Source organism: Sporosarcina ureae (assembly GCF_002082015.1).
Classification (GTDB): Bacteria; Bacillota; Bacilli; order Bacillales_A; family Planococcaceae; genus Sporosarcina; species Sporosarcina ureae_A.
Map to the genome: position 1 here is coordinate 1,703,862 of NZ_CP015109.1, position 14,647 is coordinate 1,718,508.

Genomic DNA, 14,647 nt, shown 5'->3' on the forward strand with positions numbered 1-14,647 from the left:
GCACACACAAAAACGGGTGACAGTAACTCCAGAGATCTCTGCTTACTGTTATTTTATAATGATGATTGCTTATCGCCTTGCACTTATTCAAAAGAACATTTTTTCATTCTGAAAAGTTAACGGTCAACAACTATCAACCTTTTGTATATTATCACTTCTAGAATGACTTGTCAACAAATTTAAGAAATAAACGGGAACGATGTCCCGTTTATTTTTATTCAGCTGTAATAGTTTCTTCTACTTCATCACGTTCCATTGTAATTTGGCGGTATCTCTGCATTCCAGTACCTGCAGGGACCAACTTACCAATAATGACGTTTTCTTTCAGTCCTAGCAACTCATCTGTCTTACCTTTAATCGCTGCATCCGTAAGAACTCTTGTTGTTTCCTGGAACGATGCGGCCGACAAGAATGACTCAGTTTCAAGTGAAGCTTTCGTAATTCCGAGAATAACCGGACGTGAAGTAGCCGGAACTTTGCCTGCTAACAACACTTTTGCGTTCGCTTCAGAGAATTGGTGGATATCCAGTAATGAACCTGGAAGAAGATCAGTATCTCCCGCTTCAATTACTCGAACTTTACGAAGCATTTGACGTACCATTACTTCAACGTGCTTATCACCAATCTCTACACCTTGCATTCGGTAAACTTTTTGAACTTCTTTCAACAGATACTCTTGTACAGTTGAAACGTCCTTTATTACGATTAATTGTTTAGGATCAATAGAACCTTCGGTAATAGTTTGTCCGCGTTCAACCACATCGCCAACTTCTACGCTTAAACGCGCATTGTACAACGTAGAATATTTACGTGTTTCCACTTCACCTTCAATAGTGATTTCTTTCATGCCTTCGCGAATTTCATCAATTTCAACTACAGTACCTGCAATCTCAGAAATAACCGCTACACCTTTCGGATTCCGGGATTCGAAAATCTCCTGAATACGTGGAAGACCTTGTGTAATATCGTCTCCGGCTACTCCACCTGTGTGGAATGTACGCATCGTTAACTGCGTTCCTGGTTCTCCGATAGATTGTGCCGCAATGATTCCCACTGCTTCTCCTACTTCTACCGTTTCACCAGTAGCTAAGTTGATACCGTAACATTTTTTACATACGCCGTGTTTTGTATTACAAGTAAATGCCGAACGAATTGTCACTTCTTCAATGCCTGCTTGAATTACTACGTTAGCTATATCTGCAGTGATCAATCCGTTTTTCGCAAGAATGACTTCACCTGTTTCAGGATGCTTGATCGTCTTCTTCGTGTGTCGACCTTCAATCCGCTCGAACAATGTTTCGATCATTTCATTTCCTTCGGTTAATGCTGTGATTGCCAGACCACGATCGGTTCCGCAATCTTCTTCACGAACAATGACATCTTGCGCTACATCTACGAGACGACGAGTCAAGTATCCTGAGTCGGCAGTCTTCAATGCTGTATCAGCAAGACCTTTACGCGCACCGTGTGTCGAGATAAAGTACTCGAGTACCGTCAGACCTTCACGGAAAGAAGACTTGATCGGAAGTTCAATAATCCGTCCAGCCGGGTTGGCCATTAGTCCACGCATACCAGCTAGCTGTGTAAAGTTTGATGCGTTACCACGAGCTCCAGAGTCACTCATCATGAAGATTGGGTTTTCAATATCCAATGAATCCATTAGCTTATTCTGGATCACATCTTTCGCATGGCTCCAATAAGAGATGACACGATCATATCGTTCTTCTTCGGTAATTAAACCACGTCGGAACTGTTGCGTTACTTTATCAACTTTTTCTTGCGCTTCATTAAGTATTTCTGCTTTATTCGGTAAAACCACAATATCGGAAATACCAATCGTGATGCCAGCGCGAGTAGAATATTTAAATCCTAGGTTTTTCATTCTATCCAACATTCTAGAAGTTTCTGTAATGTGGAAGCGACGGAAGATTTCCGCGATAATTTCCCCAAGGATTGCTTTTTTAAATGGTGTGATCAGTTCTGCTTCTTGCAAGTGTTCCTTTACATTAACTGTACCGTCGATGAAGTACTTCTCAGGCGTCTCCACTTGTAAGTTTTCATTCGTCGGTTCGTTGATGTACGGGAACGTTTCCGGTAGAATCTCGTTGAAAATAATTTTACCCACCGTCGTTAGCAATAGCTGACTATTTTGTTTATCTGTAAATGTTGGATTGTTAATACTGCCAGCCTGAACCGCGATGCGGGAATGCAAGTGAACGTGCCCTGTTTGATAAGCGATTAACGCTTCATTTGGATCACTGAACACAGAACCTTCTCCAGCTGCGTTTTTACGCTCGACTGTTAAGTAATAGTTTCCAAGAACCATATCCTGTGAAGGAGTAACGACTGGCTTCCCGTCTTTTGGATTCAAAATGTTTTGAGCAGCCAGCATCAATAGGCGCGCCTCAGCTTGCGCTTCAGCAGATAGCGGTACGTGAACAGCCATTTGGTCACCATCAAAGTCAGCGTTATAAGCTGTACATACGAGCGGGTGCAACGTAATAGCGCGTCCTTCAACCAGTATCGGTTCGAATGCTTGGATACCTAGACGGTGAAGCGTCGGTGCCCGGTTAAGAAGTACTGGGTGTTCTTTTATGACGTCTTCCAGTACATCCCATACTTCAGAATGAAGGCGTTCAATCTTTCGTTTCGCACTCTTAATGTTATGCGCCAAGTTGCGTTCTACTAACTCTTTCATGACAAATGGCTTAAATAGCTCGATCGCCATTTCCTTAGGCAGACCACATTGGTACATTTTTAAGTTAGGACCTACTACGATAACCGAACGGCCAGAGTAGTCTACACGTTTACCAAGTAAGTTTTGACGGAAACGCCCTTGCTTACCTTTTAGCATATGAGAAAGGGATTTCAATGGTCGGTTACCTGGACCTGTTACAGGTCTTCCACGACGGCCATTGTCTACAAGTGCATCTACTGCTTCTTGAAGCATACGCTTCTCGTTCTGAACGATAATACCAGGCGCTCCCAGATCCAATAGTCGCTTTAGGCGGTTATTCCGGTTAATAACCCTACGATAAAGATCATTTAAATCAGATGTTGCAAAACGTCCACCATCTAGCTGGACCATCGGACGCAATTCAGGAGGAATGACAGGTAGTACTTCCAACACCATCCATTCCGGACGATTTCCAGAGTTTCGGAATGATTCTACAACTTCTAGACGTCGGATTGCACGCGTACGACGCTGACCTTGTACTGTTTTCAACTCTTCTTTTAATGAATCCGTTTCTTTATCCAAGTCAATTGCACGAAGTAGTTGCTCGATTGCTTCTGCACCCATTGCAGCTTGGAATTTAGAACCATACTTTTCACGGTATAGACGGTATTCTTTTTCAGAGAGCAATTGCTTGCGCTCAAGTGGTGTATCTGCCGGTTCGACAACTACGTAAGACGCGAAGTAAATAATCTCCTCCAACGCACGCGGTGTCATGTCCAAAATTAAGCCCATACGGCTAGGAATCCCTTTGAAGTACCAAATGTGCGTGACAGGTGCCGCAAGCTCGATGTGACCCATTCGTTCACGACGTACTTTTTGGCGCGTTACTTCTACTCCACAACGGTCACAAACGACACCCTTGTAACGAACTCGTTTGTATTTACCGCAGTGACATTCCCAGTCTTTCGTTGGACCGAATATTCTCTCGCAGAACAATCCGTCTTTCTCCGGTTTTAGTGTACGGTAATTAATAGTTTCAGGTTTTTTCACTTCTCCATAAGACCAAGAACGAATCTTGTCAGGTGAAGCAAGGCCAATTTTCATATACTCAAAATTATTAACATCTATCAAGGAGCCAACCTCCCTTTAGTCTAATCGCCATAATGGCTTATCAGTCAACTTAACTTGTAGTAGTGCATTCACGTAAGACGTTCATCTTACTGAATAGAATAGAAGAGGGTGCTCGAAGCCCTCTTCTATTCGTTTTTGTTCGTTTTTTATATTTCAGATCAATGTTTTTCGCTTTAGGTGACATCTAGCTATAAGTGCCAGCTTCTCGGGTCGTTTCAGGATGCCTTCGAAAGGAAAATGTCCCTTTCACTGCTACCCTTCCAGCGGCTGTCGAGGCTAAACGGCGCTTTTCGCTTTTAGTTTAGGCGATCGGTTGATCTTCTTTCATCAAGTTCAATGCGTCAGTTGGTTGCAAATCTTCTTCATCATCTAGATCTCGCAGCTCAATTTCCTCAAATTCTTCCGTCAACATTTTCACGTCTAACCCTAAACTTTGAAGCTCTTTGATTAGTACTTTAAATGATTCAGGTACTCCTGGTTGAGGAACGCTATCCCCTTTGACAATCGCTTCATATGTTTTCACACGACCTACGACGTCATCAGATTTGACTGTTAAGATTTCTTGCAATGTATAAGCAGCACCATAAGCTTCTAGTGCCCATACTTCCATCTCCCCGAAACGTTGTCCACCGAATTGGGCTTTACCACCAAGTGGTTGCTGTGTAACGAGTGAGTATGGTCCAGTAGAACGCGCGTGCAACTTATCGTCTACCATGTGGGCAAGTTTAATCAAGTACATAACGCCGACTGACACGCGGTTATCAAATGGTTCACCTGAACGGCCATCGTACAACATGGTTTTACCGTCACGGTTCATACCAGCTTCTTCCATTGTGTTCCAAACATCTTCCTCGTTCGCACCGTCAAATACAGGAGAAGCAGTGTGAATACCTAGACTACGTGCAGCCATACCGAGATGCATTTCAAGGACCTGTCCGATATTCATACGTGATGGAACACCAAGTGGATTCAACATGACATCGATCGGTGTACCGTCTGGCAAGAACGGCATTTCCGACTCGGGTAAGATCCGAGAAATAACACCTTTGTTACCGTGGCGTCCTGCCATCTTATCTCCGACAGAGATTTTACGTTTCTGTACGATATATACACGCACTAACTGGTTAACTCCTGGAGATAACTCATCGCCATCTTCACGGTTAAAGACTTTAACGTCCAGAACGATTCCGCCTGCCCCGTGAGGTACACGTAATGATGTATCGCGAACTTCGCGTGCTTTTTCCCCAAAGATTGCGTGCAGAAGACGTTCTTCGGCAGTCAATTCCGTAACTCCCTTAGGCGTTACTTTACCGACCAAGATATCGCCATCGCGAACCTCTGCACCGATACGGATAATTCCTCTGTCGTCCAAGTTGCGCAAAGCGTCTTCTCCGACATTTGGAATATCACGCGTGATTTCCTCTGGCCCAAGCTTTGTATCACGTGCTTCCGACTCATACTCTTCAATATGAACAGATGTGAATACATCATCTTTTACCAGACGTTCACTCATGATAATCGCATCTTCATAGTTATAGCCATCCCATGTCATGAATGCAGTTAGAACGTTACGACCGAGTGCAAGTTCTCCCTGTTCCATCGACGGTCCGTCTGCGAGAATATCAAGCGGCTTTACACGATCGCCAACTTTCACAATCGGACGTTGGTTATAGCAAGTCCCTTGGTTCGAACGAATGAATTTAGATAAACGACAAACAACAAGGTCGCCCTTGACTTCTTTACCGCCTACTTCTTCAATACGACGAATACGAATCTCCTTCGCTTCTACGTGTTCTACGATACCGTGGTATTTAGAAACAACTGCTGCTCCTGAATCACGTGCAGAAATATGTTCCATACCCGTACCAACAAGAGGTGCTTCAGGATTTAATAAAGGAACCGCTTGACGTTGCATGTTTGCACCCATTAGCGCACGGTTAGAGTCATCATTTTCTAAGAATGGAATACATGCAGTAGCTGCCGACACAACTTGCTTAGGTGAGACGTCCATATAGTCCATTTGTTCGCGGCGGAATACAGTGTTATCCCCTTGGAAACGTCCTACCACGCCTTCATTAGTAAAGGATCCGTCTTCTTCAAGCAGCGCGTTTGCCTGTGCCACTACATAGTTATCTTCAATATCTGCTGTTAGATAATCGATTTGCGAAGTAACACGATTCGTTTCAGGATCTACTTTACGATAAGGCGTCTCAATGAAACCAAATCGATTCACTTTCGCAAATGTAGACAACGAGTTAATTAGACCAATGTTCGGTCCCTCTGGCGTTTCAATCGGACACATACGACCATAGTGAGAGTAGTGAACGTCACGAACTTCCATACCTGCTCGTTCACGAGTCAAACCACCAGGTCCTAGTGCAGATAGACGACGCTTATGTGTCAATTCAGCCAATGGATTTGTTTGGTCCATAAACTGAGAAAGCTGTGAGCTTCCGAAAAACTCTTTAATTGATGCAATAACAGGACGAATATTAATCAGTTGCTGAGGCACTATAGATTGCGTGTCGTTGATGGACATTCTCTCTTTAACTACACGTTCCATACGGGAAAGACCGATACGGAATTGGTTTTGAAGCAATTCACCAACAGAACGCAAACGGCGATTACCAAGATGGTCAATATCATCCGTGTGTCCTACACCATGCAAGAGATTAAAGAAATAGCTAATAGAAGCAACGATATCAGACGGGGTAATATGTTTAATAGACTCGTCTACTTCCGCATTAGAAATAACATTTATTACTTGTTTTTCTTCACTTTTCGGCGCGTAAATCTTTAGCGTTTGAATCACCATTGGCTCTTCCAATATAGACCCTACATGTTCGATCGACTCAGTATTGATACCTTGAGATAAAAACGGTAGTAATTTATCCAATGTACGTCGGTCGATCAGCTGATCTTTCTCCACTAAAATCTCACCTGTTTCAGGATCGACAAGTGTCTCAGCAGCTGTTTGATTGAACAGTCGATTTTGCAAGTGAAGCTTCTTATTCATTTTATAACGACCGACATTCGCCAAATCATAGCGCTTCGGATCGAAGAAACGTGAATACAAAAGACTTCTTGCGCTGTCTAGTGTTGGTGGTTCACCTGGACGAAGTCGCTCATAAATTTCAAGCATCGCTTTTTCTGAAGTCTCGGTATTATCTTTTTCCAATGAGTTCCGTAAATACTCATTATCACCGATTAAGTCGATGATTTCTTGATCAGTAGAGAAGCCTAACGCACGCAATAAAACAGTGATTGGCAACTTACGAGTACGGTCGATACGGACATGTACTACGTCTTTTGCATCTGTTTCATATTCCAGCCACGCTCCACGATTCGGAATAACAGTAGCGCCAAATCCACGCTTACCATTTTTGTCCGTCTTATCATTATAGTAAACACTTGGCGAACGAACGAGCTGTGAAACGATAACACGCTCTGCTCCGTTTATAATGAATGTTCCGTTTTCCGTCATAAGTGGGAAATCTCCCATGAAAACGTCTTGTTCCTTCACATCGCCAGTTTCTTGGTTATGAAGACGTACTTTTACACGAAGTGGTGCGGCATATGTCACATCGCGCTCTTTTGATTCGTCTACTGGATATTTTGGTTCACCCAGTTTGTAATCGATAAATTCCAAAGATAAGTTACCTGTGAAATCCTGGATAGGCGAAATATCCCGGAACATTTCACGTAACCCCTCTTCTAAGAACCACTCGTAAGATGCCGTTTGAATTTCAATCAAATTCGGCAGATCGAGTACTTCTTTGATTCGCGCGAAACTTCTACGCTGACGATGTTGACCATACTGAACTAAATGACCTGTCAACTCATTCACCCCTCATTAAGACAATATTAGTTTTTTGCAAAATCAGAAATTCCGCTGTGACTTCGAAAAAACAAAAAGAAAACGAGTTCCGACAAGAGCTCATTTTCGATTTCACAATCTTTATCCAAACATCAATATGCCTTTTCCTCTACAATATCACACAAAAGGGCATACAGCTGCAATATAAATATTTATGCATTTAATAATGCTACTACATGATATAGATCCTGTCAATCTTTTTTGGCCACCAAAATAAAGTAGCCTTTTTTCTTAGCAACCGTATCCACATTACCAAACAATTTCTTCAAGTGATCCACCGTAGACGGTGCTCCTTGCTTCTTTTGAATGACAACCCATAACTCCCCACCTGAAGCCAGTTTTGCATAAGCACCGTCGTAGAACGAAAAGACCGTACGCTTACCCGCTCTGATAGGCGGATTCGTTATAATTGCAGCAAAGTCGTTAGATTGAACTTGATCGACTCCACTACTTTCATAAATTTGTACATTCGTGATCTGGTTTTGCTGCGCATTTGTTTTAGATAGAACCAATGCCCGCTCATTAACGTCCACCATATGGACAAGCCGTTTAGGGAATTCCGACGCAATAGACAACGCGATCGGCCCATAGCCGCAACCTATTTCCAACAAGTCTCCCCTGATGGTTGGTTCTTTAAACGTTTCAGCGAGTAATTTTGATCCTTCATCTATGCCACCTTTACTGAATACGCCAGCATCCGTTGTAAAAGAAAAGACTTTATTACGAATCTCAGCTTTCCATTGCTTGGGGGCACTTGAAACTTGAGGATTTTTCGAATAATAATGCTCTCCCATACATACACCTCCTGCGTAGAGTTAGAATATCTGTATATGAAGAAAAAAGCCCGTCAAATAGACGGGCTTTTCTCAGGGAAATAGAAATTACTTAATTTCTATAGATGCGCCAACTTCTTCAAGTTTAGCTTTCATTTCTTCTGCTTCTTCTTTAGAAGCTGCTTCTTTAACAGCTTTAGGAGCTTCGTCTACAAGAGCTTTAGCTTCTTTCAATCCTAGGCCAGTGATTTCACGAACAGCTTTGATAACTTTGATCTTTTGATCTCCAGCTGATGCAAGGATTACATCGAATTCAGTTTGCTCTTCAGCTGCTTCTGCAACTGCTCCAGCTGCTGCAACTGGTGCTGCTGCTGTTACGCCGAATTCTTCTTCGATTGCTTTAACAAGGTCGTTTAGTTCAAGAATTGTCATTTCTTTAATTGCGTCTAAAATTTGTGCATTAGTCATTTTAAGTTCCTCCTGGAATATTGTATTTAACCGGCTAATTTGTTCCGATCACTGTCAAAATGCGAAATTAAGCACCTTGCTCTTCTTTTTGTTCTGCAACTGCTTTTGTAGCAAGTGCAAAGTTTCGTACTGGCGCTTGAAGAACGCTGAGTAGCATAGATAGTAGACCATCGCGAGACGGTAGAGTAGCCAATGCTTTCATTTCTTCAGCTGATGCAACGTTTCCTTCGATCACACCCGCTTTAATTTCAAGCTTTTCGTTCTTTTTAGCAAATTCATTCAAGATTTTAGCTGGCGCTATTGCATCTTCTGTGGAGAACGCTATAGCGTTTGGACCTGTAAGGTTTTCGTTCAAGCTTTCTAGTCCAGCAACTACAGTTGCACGACGCACCATAGAGTTTTTATACACTTTAAACTCAATGCCTGCTTCACGAAGTTGTTTACGCAATTCTGTAACTTGTGCAACCGTAAGACCACGGTAATCGACAACTACTACAGATGCTGCTCCTTGTAACTTCTCTGCAACTTCTGAAACGACCGCTTGTTTAGCTTCTAAAATTTTGCTCATGTTGACACCTCCTGGTAATTAGGGTCACTTATACCGATATAAAAAGCCCTCAATGTCTAAGACATGAGGGCAGAAAAGTCGTCATCTTTAAAAAAGAGCGTCTTGTCCTCGGCAGGAGCATTAAGTGGCAAGCCACACCTGCTGTCTTCGGTACAAATGGTTATCATCATAACAAGCGTAATCTTAACAGATCACTTTGTGCTTGTCAATTATTTTTTAACAGTAACGCTTGACGGATCTACTTTAACAGCAGGACCCATAGTTGTCGTAACGTTTACTGATTTCATGAATGTTCCTTTTGCTGCTGCTGGTTTAGCTTTTTGAATCGTATCAAAGATTGTTAAGAAGTTTTCTTCCAATTTTTCGTTATCGAAAGATACTTTCCCGATTGGCGCGTGGATAATTCCAGCTTTGTCCGCACGGTATTCAACTTTACCTGCTTTGATTTCTTCAACAGCTTTCGTTACGTCAAATGTTACTGTACCTGTTTTCGGGTTCGGCATAAGACCTTTTGGTCCAAGAACGCGACCAATCTTACCCACTTCGCCCATCATATCAGGTGTAGCAACGATTACGTCGAAATCGAACCAACCTTGTTGAATTTTAGCAATTAGTTCTGCGTCGCCTACGTAATCCGCGCCTGCAGCTTCTGCTTCTTTAACTTTATCACCTTTAGCGAATACTAATACGCGTTGAGTTTTACCAGTACCGTTTGGAAGCACTACTGCTCCACGGATTTGCTGATCGTTTTTACGTGTATCAATACCTAGACGGAAAGCCACTTCAACTGTTGCATCAAAATTAGTAGTAGTTGTCTTTTTAGCAAGTTCAATTGCTTCTTGCGCAGTGTACGTAGCTGTGCGATCTACAAGCTTCGCCGCATCTACGAATTTTTTACCTCTTTTAGCCATCAGAATTTTCCTCCTCATTTGTGGTTTTAACGGATTAAACCTCCCACTTAATGAAGGCTGCGCATCTCAATCGACCGCAGCCTTCACCTTCAAACAATTGCTTTATTATGAAAAAACAAAATCAGTCTTCGATTTTGAATCCCATACTGCGAGCAGTACCTTCGACCATTGCCATCGCCGCTTCAACTGACGCCGCGTTTAAGTCTGGCATCTTTTGTTCTGCGATTTCTCTAACTTTATCACGCTTAACCGTAGCAACTTTGTTTTTATTAGGCTCACCTGAACCCTTTTGAACGTTTGCTGCAACCTTCAGCAAAACTGCTGCTGGCGGAGTTTTTGTGATGAATGTAAATGAACGGTCCTCGAATACTGAGATTTCAACTGGAATAATTAGACCAGCTTGATCTGCTGTACGAGCGTTAAATTCTTTACAGAATCCCATAATGTTAACACCTGCTTGACCTAATGCCGGCCCTACCGGTGGCGCTGGATTTGCTTTACCAGCTGGAATTTGCAATTTCACTACTTTAGTAACTTTTTTAGCCACGAGACACACCTCCTTAAGTCCGTGATGTGGTCATTGGGTTGCCCCTCCCACTCAAATATGTGCCTGCCGACGATGTCGGTAGAATTGGTTAATCCGTACAGACTAAGTCTGACCTTTGAAATGATACCACCATTACACAGATTTGGCAAGAGAAAAATCCCTATTACCCATCAATCCATTTTTTCTACTTGGTCGAACGAAAGCTCCATCTTCGTTTCGCGTCCGAACATATCGACGCTCACAATGACTTTACCTTTGTCCGTTTCGATCTCTTCTACCTTACCTTCAAAGTGAGCAAACGGCCCTTCAAGCACCGTCACACTTTCGCCTACGCCGAAGTCGACATCTACACGCTGTTCTTTTACACCCATTTGTTTTAGGATGAATTCTACTTCTTCCGGCAACAACGGAGTAGGCTTTGCTCCCCCACCCGAAGAACCAATAAACCCAGTAACACCCGGTGTATTGCGAACAACGTACCAAGAATCATCTGTCATGATCAATTCTACCAAGACATAGCCCGGAAACGTTTTACGCATAACAGTCTTCTTTTTACCATCTTTAATATCCGTCTCTTCTTCTTCTGGAATGACGACACGGAATATTTTGTCTGACATGCCCATTGTCTCGACACGTTTTTCAAGATTCGCCTTAACTTTGTTCTCATACCCTGAGTACGTATGCACAACGTACCAATTTTTATCCATTTCCATGACATTGAGGACTATGCGTCCGTCCCTCCCTTAAATTAAAGCTGAAAAAACCCGTTCATTCATCAAAACGGGATATTCTCACGCTATTCATACTTTATTTACTACAGATTAGTGTACCATTTCATTACTCCGGAGATGCCTAGATCCACTACAAAGAAATAAACCGCCATGAAAATAACCGTCGAAATAACGACTACGGTATACTTTGTTAATTCTTTACGTTTCGGCCAGCTTACTTTCCGCATTTCCGAAACGACTTTTTTCAAAAAATCGGTAATCTTGCCCATTCTTCTCCAACCCTTCCGAATGACACAGCGTTCTGACTCGAACTCTATGTAACTGGTCAAATGGTTTGCTTATGCAATGTATGCGCATTGCAATGACTGCAAAACTTCTTTATACTCATTCTTCCCTCTCGACTGTTGTTACTAGCGGGTAAAGAATAGTTTCGCGAACCACATATCTCACAGCTTAAAGTTATTTTTTTCGTCATTTTGATTCACCTAATTCAAGACAATAGTCTTGCTAAAGAGTACCATTTAACCAACGACATGTCAATTTACATTCGATTTGTTTAGCGTACCAGATCCATTGCCATCGAGTGTTCCAGCTTGCGTTTGATCCGTTGTAAAGCATTATCTATTGATTTCACTTGGCGATTCAGCACTTCAGAAATTTCACGATAGGATTGACCTTCTAAATACAATGTTAATACTTCTCTTTCCAATCCACTTAACACTTTATTCATCTCTTCTTCCATGAATGTGAAGTTTTCTTTATGGATCATCAAGTCTTCAGGGTCATCTAGTGTAGAGCCCGCTATGATATCGAGCAACGTCCTCTCTTGGTCTTCATCATACATTGGCTTGTCCAATGAAATAGACGTATTAAGCGGAATATGTTTTTGACGCGTGGCAGTTTTGATAGCTGTAATAATTTGTCGCGTAATACAGAGCTCAGCAAAGACTTTAAAAGAACTCAATCTATCAGGACGGAAATCACGTATGGCTTTATAAAGTCCGATCATTCCTTCTTGCATGATATCTTCACGATCTCCACCAATAATGAAATATGTTCTTGCTTTCATCCGGACAATCGGCTGAAATTTAGTAATTAGAAAATCCAATACATCCGAATTTCCCAGATGGATCAATTCCACCATTTCTTCATCAGATAGTTTAGAAAACCCGTTTTTACTTTTCACATTTTCCATATCCCATACCAACCTCTCCACCCCAGAGTACTAATTGGTTTTATATGCCAGTATAGACGCGGTAATATTTCACGTCAACTACTCATTTTCCACCACGTCTCATTTTTTCAAATTCCGCTGCCACTTCATCCGTCAGAGGAATCTTTGATAGAGGCTTTTGTTCTAATGAATCTTTTAACCTTTGTGCGATTACACGATCTACTTCTTTCATAGCAATTTCCAGCTCTCTTGCAGAGATGCGAAGTGCACCTTGAGCAAACACTACCCATTGTTCTACGAGATCAGAAGTAGCTACGTGAATTTGCGTCAAGCGATTGGATAATTCGGATACCAACTTTTCAATGCGTTCATCCGCTGTTTCGTTTTCTCTAGTAAAGACAACTTCCACACGATATTGCTTTTTTCGTTTTTCGATACCAGGCACTAGGTGGGCATCAAATATCACAATAACGCGCCATCCCCTATTAGCCTGGAATTCCGCCATCCTCTCGATAAGCCGATCACGCGCTTGCGCAAAATCTTCTTGTTTCAGTTGCTGCAATTCAGGCCACGCCCCGATGATGTTGTATCCATCAACGAGCAGCACATCTTTCTTCATGACGGAGCCTGAGCGGATTGACGCTTTCGTAGAACTTCATACATCAACAACGCCGCCGCTACTGAAGCATTTAAAGACGTAACTTTGCCAACCATCGGTAAACTATAAAGGAAATCACACCTCTCGCGCAAAATGCGTGACATTCCTTTTCCTTCACTACCTATTATGACGGCTAAAGGTAACGTTGCATCCATATGGCGATAATCCGTGGAGTTGGAAGCGTCTGTTCCCGCAATCCATACCCCTTGCTTCTTAAGCTCGTCCACAGTTTGAGACAAATTATTCACTCGCACAACCGGTATATGTTCAATCGCACCTGTCGAAGCTTTCGCTACTACGCCTGTCAAACCAACAGCGCGTCTTTTGGGAATAATGATGCCATGAACACCCGAAGCATCCGCTGTTCGTATGATAGACCCCAAATTATGCGGATCCTCTAGCTCATCTAGAATAATGAAGAACGGATCTTCCTGCCTCTCTTTAGCAATTGCGAATAAGTCTTCCAACTCCGCGTAGTCATAGGCAGCAACTGAAGCGAGAATTCCTTGGTGACTCAGATCCGTCATGCCATCTAGTTTCTGCTTCGGAGCTGTCTGCACAACCACTCCTGCTTCTTTAGCGAGCTTTATTATTTCACCTATACTCTTCTTATTGACACCTTCCGCTACCCAGATTTTATTCAATTGCCTGCCCGAACGCAGTGCTTCCACAACAGGGTTTCTTCCACCAATCAGTTCAATTTCTAGCTCTGTCATGCTTTCTCCTCCTCAGGATGCTCCACTAGTCGAATCGCCGTCTCTATTAGTTCAGCCAGACGCTCTTGCCGATCCAATAAATGTACATACCCGAGAACCGCTTCGAATGCGGAGCTATAATTATACGTAGTAACGTCAGTGTTTTTAGGGACGGACCCTGCTTTCGCATTGCGACCACGGCGCATTACCGCTAATTCTTCTTCTGTGAGAATTTGTTGATCTCTCATCGTTAGGATAATCCGCGCCTGAGCTTTTGCAGAAACGAAGCGTGTAGCTTCTTTATGCAAAATTTGCGGTTTTACACGTCCATGGCGCAGTAAATGCTCTCTGACCGCTGTTTCATATACAGCATCGCCCATATATGCGAGAGCAAGTGCATTGAGTTGTTTAACGTCTATTTCACGTAAATTCTCCAC

At 42.6% G+C, this 14,647-nt stretch carries 14 protein-coding genes and 1 other annotated feature; all 14 genes read right to left on the bottom strand.

What is annotated here, in order from left to right; genetic code table 11:
• Window positions 1–214: 214 nt before the first annotated feature.
• The 14 genes from rpoC to SporoP17a_RS08585 all read right to left on the bottom strand — a co-directional run bounded on the left by rpoC (window position 215) and on the right by SporoP17a_RS08585 (window position 14,647).
• The gene (rpoC, locus tag SporoP17a_RS08520; RefSeq protein ID WP_083034264.1) at window positions 215–3,808 is read right to left on the bottom strand and encodes a DNA-directed RNA polymerase subunit beta'; all 3,594 of its coding nucleotides are present in this window, start codon (window positions 3,806–3,808) and stop codon (window positions 215–217) included.
• A gap of 301 nt (window positions 3,809–4,109) precedes the next feature.
• Window positions 4,110–7,655, bottom strand: a complete 3,546-nt coding sequence (rpoB, locus tag SporoP17a_RS08525; RefSeq protein WP_199173589.1) for a DNA-directed RNA polymerase subunit beta — start codon at window positions 7,653–7,655, stop codon at window positions 4,110–4,112.
• A gap of 221 nt (window positions 7,656–7,876) precedes the next feature.
• Entirely contained in the window at window positions 7,877–8,479 is a 603-nt protein-coding gene (locus SporoP17a_RS08530; RefSeq protein WP_083034266.1) for a class I SAM-dependent methyltransferase, read from the bottom strand.
• A gap of 87 nt (window positions 8,480–8,566) precedes the next feature.
• Window positions 8,567–8,926 (bottom strand): 50S ribosomal protein L7/L12, encoded by a 360-nt coding sequence (rplL, locus tag SporoP17a_RS08535; RefSeq protein ID WP_029053286.1) that lies wholly within the window; start codon window positions 8,924–8,926, stop codon window positions 8,567–8,569.
• 67 nt (window positions 8,927–8,993) lie between these two features.
• Window positions 8,994–9,494: a 50S ribosomal protein L10 gene (gene rplJ / locus SporoP17a_RS08540; protein WP_083034267.1), complete on the bottom strand. Its 501-nt coding sequence runs from the start codon at window positions 9,492–9,494 to the stop codon at window positions 8,994–8,996.
• 30 nt (window positions 9,495–9,524) lie between these two features.
• Window positions 9,525–9,663: a sequence feature (ribosomal protein L10 leader region), on the bottom strand.
• Between the two features lie 40 nt (window positions 9,664–9,703).
• Complete coding sequence (rplA, locus tag SporoP17a_RS08545; RefSeq protein ID WP_083034268.1) at window positions 9,704–10,405, bottom strand: 50S ribosomal protein L1; 702 nt, start codon at window positions 10,403–10,405, stop codon at window positions 9,704–9,706.
• Window positions 10,406–10,526: 121 nt separating this feature from the next.
• Complete coding sequence (rplK, locus tag SporoP17a_RS08550; RefSeq protein WP_029053289.1) at window positions 10,527–10,952, bottom strand: 50S ribosomal protein L11; 426 nt, start codon at window positions 10,950–10,952, stop codon at window positions 10,527–10,529.
• 170 nt (window positions 10,953–11,122) lie between these two features.
• Window positions 11,123–11,659, bottom strand: coding sequence for a transcription termination/antitermination protein NusG (gene nusG, locus SporoP17a_RS08555; RefSeq protein WP_083035971.1), 537 nt, complete (start codon window positions 11,657–11,659; stop codon window positions 11,123–11,125).
• A gap of 107 nt (window positions 11,660–11,766) precedes the next feature.
• Window positions 11,767–11,952, bottom strand: a complete 186-nt coding sequence (secE, locus tag SporoP17a_RS08560; RefSeq protein WP_029053291.1) for a preprotein translocase subunit SecE — start codon at window positions 11,950–11,952, stop codon at window positions 11,767–11,769.
• A gap of 56 nt (window positions 11,953–12,008) precedes the next feature.
• Window positions 12,009–12,158: a 50S ribosomal protein L33 gene (rpmG, locus tag SporoP17a_RS08565; protein ID WP_083034269.1), complete on the bottom strand. Its 150-nt coding sequence runs from the start codon at window positions 12,156–12,158 to the stop codon at window positions 12,009–12,011.
• An 81-nt stretch (window positions 12,159–12,239) separates the two neighbouring features.
• A complete protein-coding gene (gene sigH, locus SporoP17a_RS08570; RefSeq protein WP_083035973.1) occupies window positions 12,240–12,878 on the bottom strand; it encodes an RNA polymerase sporulation sigma factor SigH in 639 nt (212 codons plus the stop codon).
• 82 nt (window positions 12,879–12,960) lie between these two features.
• Window positions 12,961–13,476 carry an NYN domain-containing protein gene (locus tag SporoP17a_RS08575; protein WP_083034270.1) on the bottom strand — a complete coding sequence of 172 codons (516 nt, stop codon included), beginning with the start codon at window positions 13,474–13,476 and terminating at the stop codon, window positions 12,961–12,963.
• On the bottom strand, window positions 13,473–14,231 hold the full coding sequence (gene rlmB, locus SporoP17a_RS08580; protein ID WP_083034271.1) for a 23S rRNA (guanosine(2251)-2'-O)-methyltransferase RlmB: 759 nt from the start codon (window positions 14,229–14,231) through the stop codon (window positions 13,473–13,475). Before rlmB ends, SporoP17a_RS08575 begins: the two co-directional genes overlap by 4 nt.
• Window positions 14,228–14,647 carry a Mini-ribonuclease 3 gene (locus SporoP17a_RS08585; RefSeq protein ID WP_099638315.1) on the bottom strand — a complete coding sequence of 140 codons (420 nt, stop codon included), beginning with the start codon at window positions 14,645–14,647 and terminating at the stop codon, window positions 14,228–14,230. The genes rlmB and SporoP17a_RS08585 overlap by 4 nt, the downstream gene beginning before the upstream one ends.

Bases quoted from the DNA above. Each gene is read 5' to 3' on its own strand.
- nusG (WP_083035971.1), bottom strand. From the start codon at position 11,659: ATGGATAAAAATTGGTACGTTGTGCATACGTACTCAGGGTATGAGAAC.
- rplA (WP_083034268.1), bottom strand. From the start codon at position 10,405: ATGGCTAAAAGAGGTAAAAAATTCGTAGATGCGGCGAAGCTTGTAGAT.
- SporoP17a_RS08530 (WP_083034266.1), bottom strand. From the start codon at position 8,479: ATGGGAGAGCATTATTATTCGAAAAATCCTCAAGTTTCAAGTGCCCCC.
- secE (WP_029053291.1), bottom strand. From the start codon at position 11,952: ATGGGCAAGATTACCGATTTTTTGAAAAAAGTCGTTTCGGAAATGCGG.
- SporoP17a_RS08575 (WP_083034270.1), bottom strand. From the start codon at position 13,476: ATGAAGAAAGATGTGCTGCTCGTTGATGGATACAACATCATCGGGGCG.
- sigH (WP_083035973.1), bottom strand. From the start codon at position 12,878: ATGGAAAATGTGAAAAGTAAAAACGGGTTTTCTAAACTATCTGATGAA.
- rplL (WP_029053286.1), bottom strand. From the start codon at position 8,926: ATGACTAATGCACAAATTTTAGACGCAATTAAAGAAATGACAATTCTT.
- rpmG (WP_083034269.1), bottom strand. From the start codon at position 12,158: ATGACGAAAAAAATAACTTTAAGCTGTGAGATATGTGGTTCGCGAAAC.
- rlmB (WP_083034271.1), bottom strand. From the start codon at position 14,231: ATGACAGAGCTAGAAATTGAACTGATTGGTGGAAGAAACCCTGTTGTG.
- rplJ (WP_083034267.1), bottom strand. From the start codon at position 9,494: ATGAGCAAAATTTTAGAAGCTAAACAAGCGGTCGTTTCAGAAGTTGCA.